General features: G+C 34.1%; 16 protein-coding genes and 1 riboswitch. Of the genes, 7 read left to right on the forward strand and 9 right to left on the reverse strand.

Features of this window, described 5'->3' with window-relative positions:
* The first annotated feature begins 2 nt into the window (after positions 1-2).
* Entirely contained in the window at positions 3-1,634 is a 1,632-nt protein-coding gene (groL, locus tag R9X47_RS19840; RefSeq protein WP_432662817.1) for a chaperonin GroEL, read from the forward strand.
* Positions 1,635-1,806: 172 nt separating this feature from the next.
* Here the strand turns inward: groL and R9X47_RS19845 are convergent, their stop codons facing one another.
* Entirely contained in the window at positions 1,807-2,307 is a 501-nt protein-coding gene (locus R9X47_RS19845; RefSeq protein ID WP_432662818.1) for a hypothetical protein, read from the reverse strand.
* A 155-nt stretch (positions 2,308-2,462) separates the two neighbouring features.
* On the opposite strand from R9X47_RS19845, the gene R9X47_RS19850 reads away from it, so the two are divergent.
* Complete coding sequence (locus tag R9X47_RS19850; RefSeq protein ID WP_432662819.1) at positions 2,463-4,325, forward strand: sigma-54 interaction domain-containing protein; 1,863 nt, start codon at positions 2,463-2,465, stop codon at positions 4,323-4,325.
* A 241-nt stretch (positions 4,326-4,566) separates the two neighbouring features.
* Here R9X47_RS19850 and R9X47_RS19855 read toward each other — a convergent pair whose 3' ends face one another.
* The 5 genes from R9X47_RS19855 to R9X47_RS19875 all read right to left on the reverse strand — a co-directional run bounded on the left by R9X47_RS19855 (position 4,567) and on the right by R9X47_RS19875 (position 6,752).
* Complete coding sequence (locus tag R9X47_RS19855) at positions 4,567-4,824, reverse strand: spore coat protein (RefSeq protein ID WP_432662820.1); 258 nt, start codon at positions 4,822-4,824, stop codon at positions 4,567-4,569.
* Positions 4,825-4,841: 17 nt separating this feature from the next.
* Positions 4,842-5,048, reverse strand: a complete 207-nt coding sequence (locus tag R9X47_RS19860) for a hypothetical protein (protein WP_432662821.1) — start codon at positions 5,046-5,048, stop codon at positions 4,842-4,844.
* 263 nt (positions 5,049-5,311) lie between these two features.
* On the reverse strand, positions 5,312-5,851 hold the full coding sequence (locus R9X47_RS19865) for an O-acetyl-ADP-ribose deacetylase (protein WP_432662822.1): 540 nt from the start codon (positions 5,849-5,851) through the stop codon (positions 5,312-5,314).
* 332 nt (positions 5,852-6,183) lie between these two features.
* Entirely contained in the window at positions 6,184-6,462 is a 279-nt protein-coding gene (locus R9X47_RS19870) for a spore coat protein (protein ID WP_432662823.1), read from the reverse strand.
* Positions 6,463-6,548: 86 nt separating this feature from the next.
* Positions 6,549-6,752, reverse strand: coding sequence for a hypothetical protein (locus R9X47_RS19875; RefSeq protein ID WP_432662824.1), 204 nt, complete (start codon positions 6,750-6,752; stop codon positions 6,549-6,551).
* Between the two features lie 248 nt (positions 6,753-7,000).
* Between R9X47_RS19875 and R9X47_RS19880 the strand changes: the two genes are divergently transcribed.
* The 3 genes from R9X47_RS19880 (at position 7,001) to guaA (ending at position 10,654) form a co-directional block, all read left to right on the forward strand.
* On the forward strand, positions 7,001-7,162 hold the full coding sequence (locus R9X47_RS19880) for a hypothetical protein (protein ID WP_432662825.1): 162 nt from the start codon (positions 7,001-7,003) through the stop codon (positions 7,160-7,162).
* 137 nt (positions 7,163-7,299) lie between these two features.
* A riboswitch (purine riboswitch) is annotated at positions 7,300-7,401 on the forward strand.
* A 143-nt stretch (positions 7,402-7,544) separates the two neighbouring features.
* Positions 7,545-9,005, forward strand: coding sequence for an IMP dehydrogenase (guaB, locus tag R9X47_RS19885; RefSeq protein ID WP_432662826.1), 1,461 nt, complete (start codon positions 7,545-7,547; stop codon positions 9,003-9,005).
* A gap of 113 nt (positions 9,006-9,118) precedes the next feature.
* Positions 9,119-10,654, forward strand: coding sequence for a glutamine-hydrolyzing GMP synthase (guaA, locus tag R9X47_RS19890; RefSeq protein WP_432662827.1), 1,536 nt, complete (start codon positions 9,119-9,121; stop codon positions 10,652-10,654).
* A 130-nt stretch (positions 10,655-10,784) separates the two neighbouring features.
* On the opposite strand, the gene R9X47_RS19895 is transcribed toward guaA, so the two are convergent.
* The 3 genes from R9X47_RS19895 to R9X47_RS19905 are packed head-to-tail and all read right to left on the reverse strand — an operon-like array spanning position 10,785 to position 14,089.
* Positions 10,785-12,827 (reverse strand): DUF6449 domain-containing protein, encoded by a 2,043-nt coding sequence (locus tag R9X47_RS19895; protein WP_432662828.1) that lies wholly within the window; start codon positions 12,825-12,827, stop codon positions 10,785-10,787.
* A complete protein-coding gene (locus R9X47_RS19900; RefSeq protein ID WP_432662829.1) occupies positions 12,805-13,707 on the reverse strand; it encodes an ABC transporter ATP-binding protein in 903 nt (300 codons plus the stop codon). Before R9X47_RS19900 ends, R9X47_RS19895 begins: the two co-directional genes overlap by 23 nt.
* Complete coding sequence (locus tag R9X47_RS19905) at positions 13,700-14,089, reverse strand: GntR family transcriptional regulator (protein WP_432662830.1); 390 nt, start codon at positions 14,087-14,089, stop codon at positions 13,700-13,702. Before R9X47_RS19905 ends, R9X47_RS19900 begins: the two co-directional genes overlap by 8 nt.
* A 393-nt stretch (positions 14,090-14,482) precedes the next feature.
* Between R9X47_RS19905 and nhaC the strand changes: the two genes are divergently transcribed.
* Together nhaC and R9X47_RS19915 are read left to right on the forward strand one after the other, a co-directional pair.
* The gene (nhaC, locus tag R9X47_RS19910) at positions 14,483-15,913 is read left to right on the forward strand and encodes a Na+/H+ antiporter NhaC (protein WP_432662831.1); all 1,431 of its coding nucleotides are present in this window, start codon (positions 14,483-14,485) and stop codon (positions 15,911-15,913) included.
* A 36-nt stretch (positions 15,914-15,949) separates the two neighbouring features.
* Positions 15,950-17,488, forward strand: coding sequence for an amidohydrolase (locus R9X47_RS19915; protein WP_432662832.1), 1,539 nt, complete (start codon positions 15,950-15,952; stop codon positions 17,486-17,488).
* Positions 17,489-17,631 lie beyond the last annotated feature (143 nt).

Genomic DNA, 17,631 nt, shown 5'->3' on the forward strand with positions numbered 1-17,631 from the left:
TAATGGCAAAGGAAATTAAATTCTGTGAAGACGCTCGTCGTAAATTAGAAGAAGGTGTTAATAAGTTAGCTAACACTGTTAAGGTTACATTAGGACCTAAGGGTAGAAACGTTATATTAGATAAGAAGTTTGGTTCACCAACTATTACTAACGATGGTGTTACTATTGCTCGTGAAATCGAATTAAAAGACGTATATGAGAACATGGGAGCTCAATTAGTTAAGGAAGTTGCTACTAAGACTAATGATGTTGCTGGTGACGGTACTACTACAGCTACATTATTAGCTCAAGCTATAATTAGAGAAGGATTAAAAAACGTAGCTGCTGGTGCTAACCCAATGATCCTTAAAAAAGGTATTGAAGAGGCTGTTGTAGCATCAGTTGAAGAAATCAAGAAAAACTCAAAGCAAATAGAAGGAAAAGAGGCTATAGCTAACGTTGCTTCTGTTTCAGCTGCTGATGAGAAGATAGGTTCTCTTATAGCTGAAGCTATGGAAAAAGTAGGAAAAGACGGAGTTATAACTGTTGAAGAGTCAAGAACTATGGGAACTACTTTAGAGGTAGTTGAAGGTATGCAGTTTGATAGAGGATACGTATCTCCTTACATGGTAACTGATACTGAAAAGATGGAAGCAGTACTAGAAAGCCCATACATCTTAATTACAGATAAGAAGATAACTAATATTCAAGAGATTCTTCCAATCCTTGAGCAAATAGTTCAACAAGGAAAGAAATTATTAATAATCGCTGAAGATATTGAAGGCGAAGCTCTTGCTACTCTTGTTGTTAATAAGCTTAGAGGAACATTCGAGTGTGTTGCTGTTAAAGCTCCTGGATTCGGTGATAGAAGAAAGGCAATGCTTCAAGATATAGCTATAGTAACTGGTGGTCAAGTGATATCTGAAGAATTAGGATTAGACCTTAAGACAGTTGAATTAAATATGTTAGGAACAGCTAAGTCTGTTAAGATAGATAAAGAAAACACTACTGTTATCGATGGTGCTGGAGCAACTTCAGCTATTGAAGATAGAATTAGACAAATAAGAAGTCAAATCGAAGAAACTTCTTCTGATTTCGATAGAGAAAAGTTACAAGAGAGACTTGCTAAGCTTTCAGGTGGAGTTGCAGTTATCGAAGTAGGTGCTGCTACTGAAACTGAAATGAAGGAAAGAAAGTTAAGAATAGAAGATGCATTAAATGCAACTAGAGCGGCTGTTGAAGAAGGTATAGTTGCTGGTGGTGGTACTGTACTTATTAATGCTATTCCAGCTGTTGAAGCTGTAATAGAAGCTTTAGAAGGAGATGCCAAGACTGGTGCATTAATAATCAGAAGAGCTCTAGAAGAGCCAGTGAGACAAATAGCTATCAATGCAGGTCTTGAAGGTTCTGTAGTAGTTGAGAAGGTTAGAAACAGTGAGCCAGGTGTTGGTTTCGATGCACTTAACGAAAAATATGTTGCAATGCTTGAAGCTGGTATAGTTGACCCAACTAAGGTAACTCGTTCAGCTCTTCAAAACGCAGCATCAATCTCAGCATTATTCTTAACAACTGAAGCAGCAGTAGCTGATCTTCCAGAAGAAAAGAATGATATGCCTCCAATGGGCATGGGCGGCGGAATGCCTCCAATGATGTAGTAAGTAGCTGATAGCTTTTAACTACTAGCTTATAGGAAAAGATAAAGAAGGAGTGGGGAAATATAATCCCACTCCTTTTTAGCGTCTTAAGGCGCTTCTGTTTTAAAAAGACCTAGTAAAATGACTTAAGTTAAAGCTAGAAGCTAGCGACTAGTAGGCAGTGGCAAAATCACTAATACACACTGAATTTCTCTGGGGTATACTCCTTTATAGCATCAACAACAACATCCTTAACCTCATCATCCACTTCTTTGATGATTAATGTCATTTCTCCGTCAAAGCCCTTTGTATAGTACTTACTTATGAGATTAGTTATTAGTAAGCCAATTATACTACCTACTGCAGCTCCATAGAATATTATTGCCAATATACCTAACAAAGCAATGGTTGATAGGCCTAAAAGGCTTACATTAAATAGTATGGCGGAAACTGAAGATATAGCTCCGATAATTGCGCCGAATATTATTCCTTTAAAAGTGTCATCTAATCCTAAGCTAGATACCTCTCTAGAACGTTTAATTAGAACACTTGATATATACCTTTCATCTTCTCTAATAACATCATTTTCATTGATTACTAGGATATGCCCTTTAACCTTGGGATTCTTTCTGAGCTTTTTTACAAGCTTTTTAAGGCTTATAACGTTGTCAAAAGTTGCTATGATATTAAACATAATATCACCTCCCTATATAATTATTATATACTGAAAGAAGCAGAAATAAACAAATAATTTCAGAATATTCAGAATAAAAATAACTTTATTTTAAATTCCTTTGAATTTGTATATAATGATTGTAATAGTAATGCTTATGTAAGGAGGAAACTCTTGTGTTTACGGATCTGGAATATATAAATCAATTTACTGACATGATGTCAGAAGGATTTATATTTATTGATAACCATGGAATAATTCAAATATATAATAAGAAGGCCAAGGAAGTTTTTGGTGTCGTTAATGATGAGGGAAGGGGTCACGAATCGGGGCAAATAATAGAGGGAGACATAGTTATAATAGCTGATAATAATCTAGGGAGAGATGATGGAGGACTTAAACCAGAGAATTTAAGGGTAATTGGTATAGACAATGAAGATATTGAGATTGGGGATTCAATAGTAGCTGTAGGTGTATATAAGGATGAAAAGACTGATCCAATATTCAAATATACGAAGAATTATAGTGATGAAATACTTAGACTGAACACTACTTTTCTAGATGTTCATATAGAAGTACAAGTAGATTTTGCCGGAAAAACCATGAATATATCTGTAGATGAGGAAGAATTTGAAACTGAATACATTAATGCCCTTGGTTATATAGTTGTACTTGACGGTAAGAATGGAAATGTAAAGTTCTATCAAAGTAAGGGGTATACCATAAGAAGGGAAAGTATTTATGATTTACTTATGGGCAGAGAATACATGGCTAAGGGGCAAGATCATGAAGTTGATGTCATCGGAAGGGATATTTTTGATATTCATGGATATGTTTCTGCCATAGAGGATTTCTATGAAGCTGCTAAAGGAAAGAATATACGTTTTAGAGATAAATTTATAGAGATAAATGGCAGACCAACTCTATGCTCTCTTGAGCCTGTGAATCGAAGAAATAGAAGAGTAGGTGCACTTTTAAAGGTTAAGGATATATCAGAGCTTAAAAATCTTATAGAAGAAAGAAATGAAGCATATCTTAGATTAGAAGAGATTGAGAAGAAATTTAAGCAAAGAGAGGAAAAGATTGATTTTTTTAAAAGGGTAATAGGAGAAAGTGATGAGATAAAGGAGATTAAAACCCTTCTTTATAAGGCGTCAAAACTAAACTCTACAATTCTTCTATTAGGGGAAAGTGGAACTGGAAAGGGTTTAATGGCAAAGGAAATCCATGATTCGAGCAAGAATAGGAATAAGCCCTTTATCCAAGTGAATTGTGGTTCTATTCCTGAGTCTCTTATGGAAAGTGAGTTTTTTGGCTATGAAGCAGGGGCCTTCACAGGAGCTAGGAAAAATGGGAAAGTTGGATTCTTTGAAATGGCAAATGGCGGGACAATATTTTTGGATGAGATATCTGAAATCCCTCTTTCTATGCAGGTAAAGCTTCTACAAGCACTACAAAGCAAGACTTTCTTTAGAGTTGGAGGAGAACAGGAGATCAACGTGGAGCTTAGAATAATAGCCGCTACAAATAGAAATCTAGAGGAAGAGGTTCTAAATGGGAGATTTAGAGAGGACCTATTTTATAGAATAAATGTATTTCCTATTTGGGTTCCTCCACTGCGGGAAAGAAAGGGAGATATTCACAGCATCGTGTATTCCAAATTACCTGGGATTTGCAAAATAGCCGGATGTGAAGAAAAGCATTTATCAGGAGAGGCTTTAAAAAAGCTAAAGAAATACGACTGGCCGGGAAACATTAGAGAGCTTGAAAATATATTGGAAAGAGCAGTTATTTTATGTGAAGGTAATACTATACTTTCGAAGGATTTAAAAATTGAAGTCAAAACCAATGAAGTAGTGGATAAACAAGATGTTAAGCCTTTAAAAAAGGTAGTGATAGACGCTGAAAAGGATGCGATTATGAATGCATTAAAGATTTATAGTGGTGACAAAAAAAAGGTCATGGATATACTAGATATAGGAAAAACGAGCTTTTATGATAAAGTAAAAAAATATGGTATAGACGTTAATAAAATATAAATAATCCCTAATTGTTCATGAAAAGTTTGAAAGGGTGCAAGTAATTTTGAATTCTAAGGCTTTCATCAAGTTCGAAGGCATACCCAAACGGTACGTCGAGAATTTGATGAAGGTCTTAGAATCAAAAGGACGCAGCAGAGTTTTGAATTTTTCATGAATAATTCGGGATAATATTATGGGAGGACTCTAGAAACTTGTTTTAGAGTCCTCTTTAAATGATTAGACATCTATTAACCGTATATTATACTCCCTGAGTAAGCTGCGTTTTAAGTTGATGCCTATCCTGTGGTGTTGCAGGTTGAGATGTAGGATAATATCCTTTTTGGGTTGCTATCTGAGCCAATTGATCTTGGAACTGTTCAGATTCTGCTCTTAGCTGTGTTAAAGCATTTCTAAGACTTTGATTGCTACACTCCCCAATAGATGTTGTATAATCAGACATACTAGCCTTTGTCATAGATAAAACGTCACATACCATATGCTTTTCTTGCATAGCCATAGTACATACCTCCAAATTTATAATTTATTTGTTAACTGCTCAACAGTAGTTTGGGCTGATGTTGCAGCTTGAGTGAACATTTGCTTGATTTGGCTATCTTGACACCTTGAAGCATAATCATTCAACTTTGCAACCATTGTCTTATGGTTTTCTATAATATGCCTTAAATTCTGCAATTCCTGCTGACTAAGATTGGTTAAATCTACTTGAGTTAATTGAGCCAATGAAAACTCTCCTTTCAAAAGAAATAGTATTTGGGTTTTACCCAAGTTTATTGTGTGATTTTTATAGACTCCATATGTGATGTATAAATTGGATGGTAGTCAATTTATGGAACAAAGTCATGTATAAAGAGTCTCGAGATTGACTTTGACTATATGGAGATTCAAGTAGAACTATCAATTTATATATATTATAGAAATTATAAAAAACCTATGTTATTTGATATATCATAGGTTTTCATAAGACATAGGAAACTATAGACTTATTAAAATACTTCTTTGATTGATCTTAAGTAGATATTATAATCTTTTTCAGAGAATAATATGAACCTTACTTCTTCAAAGCTAAATTCATCTAAAATATTTTTAACGGTTTGGAGTGCGATAATTGATGCTTCTTTAATTGGATAATTATAGACTCCCGTGCTTATTGAAGGGAAGGCAATGGTTTTAATCTTATTTTTATATGCTAGCTCTAGGCTATTTTTATAGGCATTTGCTAAGAGCCCTGGCTCATTATTGTTACCGCCTTGCCATATAGGACCTACCGTATGGATTACATAGTTTGATGGAAGATTGCCGGCTGTAGTAATAACAGATTCTCCAGTAGGACAGCCTCCTTGCTTGCTTCTTATAACCTTGCATTCCTCAAGTATCTTAGGACCTCCAGCCCTATGTATAGCTCCATCAACTCCACCACCACCAAGTAATGTAGAGTTAGCTGCATTGACGATGGCTTCCGTGGCCTCTAAAGTAATGTCACCTTGAACCAATTTTATTTTTGTTTCTTTGTGAGTAAGCTCCATGTATCATATACCTCCATTTCAATATATGCTGATAGTTATATGATACTATACTAAACCCGTATTATTCATTAAAAATTCAAAACTCTGCTACGTCTTTTTGATCCTAAGATTTCCATCAAATTCTCGACGTACCGTTTTTGGTATGCCTTCGAATTTGATGAAAGCCTTAGAATTCAAAATTACTTGCACCCTTTTAAACTTTTAATGAATAATACGGGTTTAGAGATATTCAAAAAATAATCTTTATATTTCATACTCTAGATGTGTGACGTGAAAATTCTATAAACAAAAGTAGACTAAACTTATCATCACACATCTCGATTTAGTAATAATTAAGACAACTCATTAAATAATTTAGAGAATTTTCTTTTAGCACTCTCTACATCACTTGGAGGCGCTTCCTTTATTGGATTCCAACCTCGCTGACTCATGGCATCCAACAATTCAAATTGACAACTCTGAACATTATTAAGACATGCATTTAATGAATCTCTAAACCCCGTGGAAGTTGATTCGCTAATACCTGTATTATAATAAGAAGTAACTTGTTTTTCACACATTAACAGGTCTTTTATCAATTCCTTTTCGCTGAATTCGGAACTATATGACATTTTAGAGCGCCTCCTTAGTATAAGGTAATATAAATTATTCGAGTAATCTAGGATATTTTTGAATCAATTTCAAAAAATATGAAATACTATTGATGTGAATTTAAAAACTTAAGTAAATTAGTGTAATTATTTTTATGTTTCCTTGCAGAGTTTTGACAGAGGTTTTTAAGCTGAGCATCATTAAAGTATGAGGCATATAGATTATATTTCTTATTCATCATAGCCTCATAAGATAGTTGAACCTCTAATATTCTAAGACTTGATTCATCTAAAATAGGATTAGCTTCCATATTAATCCTCCTTTGCGATATGAACTTATATATATTATTTGAAATAAAGAGTTTTATATGGCATGTAAATTATGAAGGAGGTAAACATTATTAACAAGATTGGATATTATGAACAAAGTCTTTTATAAAGATTCTCAAAGTAAACTTTGTTGAAATACATAACGAAAATTATAAAGTTATCCATAAATTCAAAAGGTTTATAATTTCCTATGTATTATAAAAAAGTAGAAACACTAAGGAGGTGTAACATGGAATTTTTGAATAATTTTTTTAATATCTTTAGAGGAAAAAAAGATAAAAGAAATAATACAGCAAGTAATAATGACTTAAGCAATATGCAGGATACCCATGTATCCTTTGGAGAAGATCCTGGTTCATTGGAGAATCAAGAAAATGAAAAGAATGATTAATAGTTCTAAATAAACTCCTATAAAAAATATAGGAGTTTATTTAATATTCCAACTATTATTTACTGTATTGACAATCGCACATAAATTTGATACCTTATATAGAAATAATAAACAGATTAAAAACAAAATATTAAACGTGTAAACACACGAAGGACACTCATATAAATCCAGTAATATGGTCTGGAAGTCTCTACCGGTCAACCGTAAATTGTCCGACTATGGGTGAAATTATTGCTTACGAATTTTTGTTTAAGTATATTTACTATGTATTTAAATGGTCTGCATAATAATTTCACTCTCATGAGGTTATTATTGCAGGCTTTTTTTGTTTTAAATTTGGGGAATTAGCAAATAATATGAAAAAAAGTGGAGGGTGAGAATTATGGAGGGAAAATTAATTAAAGAAGGCTTAACCTTTGACGATGTACTACTTATACCACAGAAATCAGAAGTGCTTCCTAAAGAAGTTAGCGTTAAAACAAGACTTACTAAGAAGATAAAGTTAAATACACCAATTATGAGTGCGGGAATGGACACAGTTACTACATCAAGACTGGCAATAGCAATTGCTAGAGAAGGTGGAATAGGAATAATCCACAAAAATATGTCTATTGAAAGTCAAGCGATGGAAGTAGACAAGGTAAAAAGAAGTGAGCATGGAGTAATAGTTGATCCATTTCACTTATCTCCAGACCATGTAATATCCGATGCATTAGAATTAATGGAGAGATACCATATATCAGGTGTTCCTATAACAAATGAAAACGGAAAATTAGTAGGGATATTAACTAATAGAGATATAAGATTCCAAAATGATTTTACAAAGAGAATCGATGAAATAATGACTAAAGAAAATTTAGTAACGGCTAAAGAAGGTACTACATTAGATGAAGCTGAAAAGATATTAAGAACCTGGAAGATTGAAAAGCTTCCTATAGTTGATGACGAAGGAATGTTAAAGGGACTTATAACTATTAAGGATATAGAGAAATCTATAAAATATCCAAATAGAGCAACCGATGAAAGAAATAGACTTTTAGTAGGTGCAGCTATAGGTATAACTGGTGACATGATGGAAAGGGTTGTGGCATTAGAAAAAGCAGGAGTAGATGTTATAGTACTAGATACTGCTCACGGTCATTCACAGGGTGTTTTAAATGCTGTAGCAAAGGTTAAAGCAGAGTACCCAGAGCTTCAAGTTGTAGCTGGAAACGTAGCAACAGCACAGGCAACTGAGGATTTGATTAAGGCTGGAGCCGATGCAGTTAAAGTAGGTATTGGACCAGGATCCATCTGTACAACTAGAGTTGTAGCGGGAATAGGAGTTCCTCAAGTAACTGCTATTTATGATTGTGCTGAGGCGGCCAAAAAATATGATATTCCGATAATTGGCGATGGAGGTATAAAGTATTCTGGAGATATACCTAAGGCAATAGCAGCAGGGGCAGATGTAGTAATGATCGGTTCATTATTTGCAGGAACAGAAGAGAGTCCTGGCGAAACAGTTATATACAAAGGGAGAAGCTTTAAGGTGTATAGAGGAATGGGTTCACTTGGAGCTATGGCTGCTGGAAGTAAGGATAGATACTTCCAAGAAGATGCTAAGAAGTTTGTGCCAGAGGGTGTTGAAGGAAGAGTTCCTTACAAGGGACCACTTAGAGAAACTATATATCAATTAGTAGGTGGGCTTAAAGCAGGTATGGGATACTGCGGAACTTCTACAATACAAGATCTAAAGGATAATGGAAGATTTATTAAAATAACTGGTGCAGGATTGAAAGAAAGTCATCCACATGATATTCATATTACTAAAGAATCACCAAATTATAGTGTAAGGGATTAATAAGACTTACGAGTAAAGCTAAAGGGTCGAGGTTAAGGCTAGAAGATATGATTTTTCTAAGGCCTTATCTCGACCATAAATCATATTCAAAAGAAGAAGGGGAGGAGTTTACCATGGAAACTAAAGAGTTGATATTAATTGTCGATTTTGGTGGACAGTATAACCAATTGATTGCTAGAAGAGTTAGAGAAGCAGACGTATATTGTGAAATAGTACCCTACAAAAAAGCCTTAGAGAGAATTAAGGAAAAAAATCCTATAGGAATAATATTTACTGGCGGACCAGCAAGCGTATATGCTGAAAATGCTCCAACAATTGAGAAAGAAGTATTTGAGCTTGGTATACCTGTACTTGGAATATGCTATGGTGGGCAGCTTATGGCGAAGCTATTTGATGGTAAAGTAAATAAAGCACCTGCTAGAGAGTACGGAAAGGTTGAGCTAAACTTAGCTGAGAATAAGAAGATATTTAAAGACATTAAAAACAATTCTATATGCTGGATGAGCCATACTGATTTTATAGAGGTAGCTCCAGAAGGTTTCAAAATAACTGCGACAACAGATAGCTGCCCAGTAGCTGCCATGGAAAATGATGAAAAGAAATTATATGCAGTTCAATTCCATCCTGAAGTTGAACATACTCCGTTCGGAAGACAATTTATCAAGAATTTCTTATATGAAATTTGTGGATGTACAGGAAGCTGGACTATGCATAACTTCGCCCAAAAAACCATAAATGAAATCAAGGAACAAGTTGGAGATAAGAAGGTTTTATGTGCACTATCTGGAGGGGTAGATTCCTCTGTAGCCGCTGTAATGGTACACAAAGCTATAGGTGATAACCTAACATGTATATTTGTAGATCATGGCCTTTTAAGAAAAAATGAAGGTGATGAGGTAGAGGCAGTATTCGGTGAAAAGTTCAATATGAACCTTATTAGAGTAAATGCTGGAGAAAGATTCCTAGGTAGATTAAAGGGCGTAACTGATCCAGAGACAAAAAGAAAGATAATTGGAGAAGAATTTATAAGAGTATTTGAAGAAGAATCTAATAAATTAGGAGATATAGATTATCTGTTACAGGGTACAATATATCCAGATGTTATAGAAAGTGGAACTGAAGAAGCTGCTGTAATCAAGAGTCATCATAATGTTGGAGGACTTCCGGAGGACATGAAATTTGAATTAATAGAGCCTCTAAGACAGCTATTTAAGGATGAAGTAAGAAGGGCTGGAGAAGAACTAGGAATGCCAAAGGAAGTGGTATGGAGACAACCATTCCCAGGACCAGGTCTTGCAATTAGAGTACTTGGAGAAATCACAGAAGATAAACTTGAAATCGTAAGAGAATCAGATGCTATTTTAAGAGAAGAAATTAAAAATGCTGGTTTAGAACGTGAAATATGGCAGTATTTCACAGCATTGCCAAATATGAAATCCGTTGGAGTAATGGGTGATGAGAGAACGTATTCTCATACAGTAGGAATTAGAGCAGTTACATCTACCGATGGAATGACTTCTGACTGGGCTAGAATACCATACGATGTCCTTGAGAAGATATCAAATAGAATAGTAAATGAAGTAGATAACGTAAATAGAATAGTTTATGATGTAACGAGTAAACCTCCTTCAACTATTGAGTGGGAGTAGAGTTTAAGTATTGAGAAAATAGTAATAAAGAGGATTTAGTGATATAAGTAAGTGGTTATGATATTTGCCTTATCCCTAGGCTATCACAACCACTTATTTTTTCTAATTATTAATTAAGGAATTTCATTTTTTATCTAAGATATTTAGAGGCATTTTCTTCATTATACCATCCATAATGAATCACATCGCTTTTAGTATATATAGCTACTATATAATTATTATAATTATTGTTGCTAAAGGTAGAGGTATCAGTAGTTCTTAATATTTCTTCAATTATTTGCTTATCTTTAATCTCAACTCTCTCAGAGTTGCCTATTATTAAATCCTGTTCAATATCGTCGCTGCTGTAGGAGTCGCTGTAATCCTTGTTAGCTTTTTGGATTACTATATATTCAATTTCTTCAGGCAGTATCCTAATATCCTTTAAATAGCCTTTTTGTATAAACCATTTTTCTAGATTGGAATATGCTCTTTTAAAGGCAACATGGACATCTTGTTGCATATTATCTGCCAAGTAAAGACTAAACCCATAATCATAGGCATCGCTATTTGTATCAAATTCAATAGTGGCCCATTCATTTCTGTCTATCATACTTTCGTAGGGTTCTTCAAGTACTTCTTTCCTCAATACTTCAAAAAGCTCCTTTATTTCATCTTTATCAGAAATAATCTTTCTTTTTTCAGATCGACGACCGCTTATATTAACAGTATTAACCTTCTCTAAATCAAGATCTAATAGTAGTTTATTAGATATTTCCTTATATTCCTTGGATTCATATAACTGTTTAGTGGGTGCATTATTAGCCAATAATGACTTTGGGACCCTATAACGTCTTGAAACCTTTTTGCCGTTATCATATAGATACCCTATAGTTATATAGGTTATTTCTGAATAGTTCCTCTGATTTTGAGCCTTAAATTCAGCCTTAATTATATCCTTTTTATTGTCAATTATCATTCTATGTATAGCTATAACCGACTCTATACTTTCCCTTTCAACAATGCCTTTACCAGAGCGTTGTAAGTTATCAAAATATATCTTCTTGATTTGATCCTGATCAGGAATTCTTCTTTCATATCCAAGTAAATCAACCTTTATACCAATTATAACGATTCCTATCACAATCAGATATACTATATATCCCTTTAATGATCTAAATACTCGTAGTGACTTTTTTATAGTCATTTGAGAAACAAAATAGCCTAAAAAGGAACCTATAAATCCTCCTATCCAAAGCCACAGAGTGTTCTGTTTTAATGAATAGAAATAGCCACCGGCTAGAAGCATTGTACAAAATGTTACTCCATATGTAAAAATAGGCTTTAAAATATCAAATACAATCGTATCCTGGCTTTTTTCTAAATCCCTTCTTTTATACAGCCATAAACTAACGCCATAGAGTAAAATGCAGAGACATATATACCACACAACATAATTTAAATCCTGACTAATATTATTCCTTAATACAGGAATTGGAATTATTTTAGTCGTAAATGAATCACTAGCTATTGACCTAAAACCAAATACAAAGTTGCCCAGAGCTTCGTCAACTACTTCTATGATAAAGAATGGAACAAAGGGCAAGATAGATGACAAAGCTCCCTGTATGATAGTCACTCCGCTAATAGTTGCTGCAAAAACAGATATTAAAAAGAAAACTATACTTATTATTTCAATCTTCAAAAACCAGTATATTGCTTGCTTTGCCGAATAAAGACTTGCGATTTCTTCTATATTTACATTATTCCCAAACAACACTCTAAGGTCTATATTTAAAGTTATGTTTGAAAGCACCACTGCAAAAACAATTGAATTAAGGACTATAGGAATACTTAGTAGGATGATTCCTGAGATAACATGACTGTTTAAAAGTTCACTTCTTCTAAATGGATATCCATGGATTACAGCCACAGAGTTTTTATTGTGAAGATATCTAAATAATAGTACTCCAAGAAGTATTCCTGCTGCACCGGCAATAAGGCCATGGGCTTCAAGTCCACTAATGGCATCTACTACTGATCTTAACTGATGTTTGCTTTTAACATTGCTAAAGCTATATGCATATAGGGGACCACTTACAAATAATGCTATAAAATATAATATACTTAGTCCAAAGAACCGTTTTAAATCTTCCAGTATAATTGCTTTATTACAGAACTGATTCAATTTCATATCCCGCACCTCCAAGCTCATATATAAATATTTCCTCAAGGGTAAGGGGAAGAACATCTAAGAGAATAGGTGTAGGATTATGATTATAGAATGTATTTACTACTCTATCCTTATCACCCCTTACAATCAAGTTATAGACACTTCCCATCTTTTCTTCGTATAATATATCAATCTTATTCCTTATGTCATCTGGAAATGCGTCTTTAAAAGCTATCTGAATCTTATTAACATCTGACTTTAAGTGGTCTAAATCCTTTTCTATTATCATTCTACCTCTATGTAAAATCCCAACATGATCACATACATTTTCAAGCTCCTTTAAATTATGAGAGGAAATTAATACAGTAGCTTCTCTTTCTGCCACATCTTCTATTATCAAATTCCAAACCTTTTTCCTCATGTAGGGATCAATGCCATCTATGGGTTCATCAAGCACTATCACCTTAGGCATACTAGCCAAAGCAAGGCAAAAAGCAACCTGTTTTTGCATTCCCTTAGAGAGTCTCCCTATTCTTCTTTTTTCATCTATTTTGAAAAGCTTTAGAATATCTATGTATCTCTTATCATCCCAATTTGGATATATTTTTTTATAGAAATTTGCCATTTTCTGTACTGTATATTGAGGAAAATAATAGAGTTCATCGGAAATATAGGCTATTTTCTGTTTGCAGTCATTATTTTCGTAGATACCTTCACTATCTATTATTATTTCTCCACTATCCTGTTTATAAATTCCCATAATATGCTTTATCAAAGTAGTCTTTCCAGCTCCATTTTCTCCTACAAGTCCATAGATAGAGCCTTTTTTAACATGCATATTTACATTATCAAGTGCTTTAACATCATTAAAGGTCTTACTTAAAGCCTCAACCCTAATCATCCTCATTTCCCTCCTTCGTATTTTCATAAATTCTTTCTATAAGGCTTATTAATTCATTCTTCTCGATACCTATAAACATAAGCTCAGATACACTTTTTTCAATCTGCTTTTTTAAATATTCCACCTTAGCATCATCCACCTTTTTTATACCAGAGGATACAAAATTTCCTCTGCCCTTTACTGAATAGATATATCCTTGTCTCTCAAGTTCTCTATAGGCCTTCTGTATTGTATTTGGATTTATAGTTAACTTTTTTGCAAGTTCTCTTACCGAGGGAATTTTTTCATCTTGCCTTAGAATATCTCTTATGATCAGCTGTTTAAACTTATCAATAATCTGTTCGTAAATAGGCCTCCTATCCTTAAGATCAATTTCAAACATAATATACCTCCTATACTCGATAAGTGTACTAATACAAGTAGTACACTTGATACAAAAAATACTAACACTGTTTTAGGAATTTGTCAACAGTAATTCCATATATATCCATAGAAATTATGTGGATAGAGAGAAGCTTTAAAATCCAGTCTTTCCGATTATAGAAGGGAGATAAATGTGTGTTAAAATAATGAATAATATCTCGAAAAATTTCTTGTGTAGAAGAATTAGAATATCAAAGATTATTCGGATAAAGGGAGGAAAAGATAAAATGTTTAAAAAAATGTTTACTGATTTTTCTAAAATTTTAAAAAATAATATCAAAAAAACCCTTTTTAAAACAAAGTATAATACATCCCCACACTATAATGTTATTTAAAAGGAGGTTGATTTAATATGATTAAGGAAAAGAAACCCAGTTTTATAGGAGCATTGTCAGTTATACTGTTTCTATGTATAGCCATGGTTGTTCAAATCTTTGTGTTGAAGCAAGATTGGATAACTCACATAACTTTAATGCTTGCGGCAGTATTTGCTGCTGTTGTTGCGATTATTTCAGGATTTACATACGATGAAGTTCAAGAGGGAATTTTATATGGCTGTAAGATTGCGATGTTACCAATGCTTATTTTGATGATGGTTGGGGTTCTCATAGGTTCATTAATATCTGCAGGGACTATACCAACACTGATTTACTATGGACTTCAGATTCTTTCACCTTCCATATTCCTTGTAACCGTATGTCTTATCTGTACAGTTGCTTCCTTATCTACTGGAAGTTCGTGGACAACTGGAGCAACATTTGGTGTTGCCTTCATGGGGATTGGATATGGACTTGGAATTCCAGCTCCAATGGTGGCAGGAGCTATAATTTCAGGAGCAATATTTGGTGATAAAATGTCGCCATTATCGGATTCAACAAATCTAGCCGCAGGAGTTGCAGAAGCAGATCTTTTTGATCATATTAGGAGCATGATTTATACAACAGGACCAGCAATAATAATTTCTTTTATTTTATATGGAATAATCGGTGCTAAATTTAGTGGGGGTTCTATAGATACACAGCAGATTGATATGATTTTAAAGGGACTAAAGGATAATTATTATATTAGTCCTATAACCCTCATACCAGTAATAGCAGTAATTATATTAGCCATTAAAAGAGTAAATGGCCTAGCTGTAATGATTATAGCATCCTTAATAGGAGGACTATTTGCCATAGTATTCCAAGGCTACAGTGTTGGAGAAGTAGCTAACTTTATGAATTATGGATTTACATCGGAAACAGGAATTGAAATGGTAGATAAGCTTTTAAGTCGCGGTGGACTTCAAAGTATGATGTGGACTATTTCACTAGGCTTTATTGCACTGAGCTTTGGAGGGATTCTTGAGAAGACAAGAATGTTAGAAGTAATACTCGAGAAGATATCTAATATAGTTAGCAACGTTAAAGGACTTATTATTACCCATGTTCTTACAAGTATAGCAGTAAACCTATTTTCAGCAACTCAATATATAGCAATAATTATTCCATCTAGAATGCTTACTCCTATGTACAAAAAGTTAAAAATATTACCGCAGGTAAATTCGAGAACCTCAGAAGATGCCGCAACAGTTACATCGCCATTAGTTCCCTGGGGATTATGTGGTGTATATTTCACCGGTGTTTTAGGGGTAAATACTGTAGATTATCTTCCGTATGTATTTTTAGCATATCTAGCTCCTTTGATTGCAATATTATATGCTGTATTTGGAATATTCATTTTTAAAGAAGGAGACATAAAAAGTGCAAGAACCTATAACGACGAAGCGGAAGACGCATTATAAACATACTAGAATTAGAACTAATTTGGTGGTGAGATAATGGATAGATTTATGGTATATAAAAATGGATATATAATTACATGTGATGATATGGATAGTACTGCAGAGGCTATGATAATTGAAAATGGTAGAGTCGAAGCTGTTGGAACGAATAATGAAATAATGGAGATTGCAGACTCAAAGCATACTATATATGACTTAGAGGGAAAAACAGTTATACCAGGCTTTATAGATAGTCATGTCCACATGACACAGACAGGGCTCAATAAGCTAGGAGTAAAGCTAGATACAGCAAAAAATATCCAGGATATATTGCTTTCAATTAAAAGGGCAAATGATACTCGGTTATTCGAAGAATTGATTTTTGGGATAGGGTACGACGATGCGAAGATGACGGAAAAAAGACCTCCTACCATAGATGAACTAGATGATGTGGTTTCAGATAAATATGTATGGTTAGCAAGGATAGATTGTCATTCATGTACTGTAAATAGCAAGATGTTCAGATATCTTGATTTACCGAAAGGTATAATTGGTATTGATACGGATACAAATGGTAGACCAACTGGGGTACTGAGAGCAAAGGCAAACTCTATAGCAAGAAAAAAGGTCCTTGAGTTGATTGATGATAAGACAAGAGAAAAGGCTCTAAAGATTGCAGCTGAGGAGGCTCTCAGAAATGGGGTTACAACTCTAGGAGCTCTTGAGGGTGGACCGCTTTTTAACGATAGAGATTTTGAATTTGCATATAAATATAAGGATCAGCTTCCAGTTGACATTGAACTCTACTATCAAACCACCGATGTAGATAAGGTTCTAGAAAAGGGTTTAACAAGAATGGGTGGATGTATAATCCTAGATGGGTCCTTTGGCTCAAGAACAGCAGCTTTAATGGAATCCTATGAGGATGACCCTTCAACAAATGGAGTTTTATACTACACTCAGGAGGAAGTGGATGAAATAGTATTAAAGGCACATAAAAATAATATACAGCTTGCCTTCCATGCCTTAGGGGAGAGATCTATAGAACAGATCTTAAATGCCTATGAAAAGGCACTAAATCTTTATCCAAGAAAAGATCACCGCCATAGAATAGAACACTTTGAGCTACCTACAGACGAGCAAATCGAAAGGGCAGCAAAGCTTGGAGTGGTAATATCTCTACAGCCAGCCTTTGAACATTTCTGGGGTGGACCAGATGGAATGTATGCTGAAAGGTTAGGTGTAGAAAGGGCAGAGAGAACTCAACCTTATAGAGCTGTAATTGAAGCAGGCAGCCTTATAATTGGAGGCTCAGATAGTGATGTTACGCCAATTAGCCCCATAATTGGAATACATGGTGCTGTAAATCGTTCAAGAGACGATGTGAGAATCGGAGTTAAAGACTCTCTAAAGATGTTTACTATTAATGGTGCAAAGGCAGTATTTAAGGAGACAGAAAAGGGAAGTATTGAAAAGGGAAAGATTGCAGATTTTGTTGTATTATCGGAAAATATTTATGAGGTGAGACCAGAAGAAATCAAAGATATAGAGGTTGAGAAAACTATTAAGAACGGTAAAATAGCGTATTCTAAATAGATATGTAGATATAGACACAAAGTATATATAAATATAATTTCCTTCATACTTAGAAAAAAGTATGGAGGAAATTTTTTTCAAAGGTAGAAAATATATTTAAGAAGAATTAATATTAAATATATTACGGTAATATAGTGGGGGAT

Source organism: Wukongibacter baidiensis (genome assembly GCF_050888315.1).
GTDB classification, from domain to species: domain Bacteria; phylum Bacillota; class Clostridia; order Peptostreptococcales; family Caminicellaceae; genus Wukongibacter; species Wukongibacter baidiensis.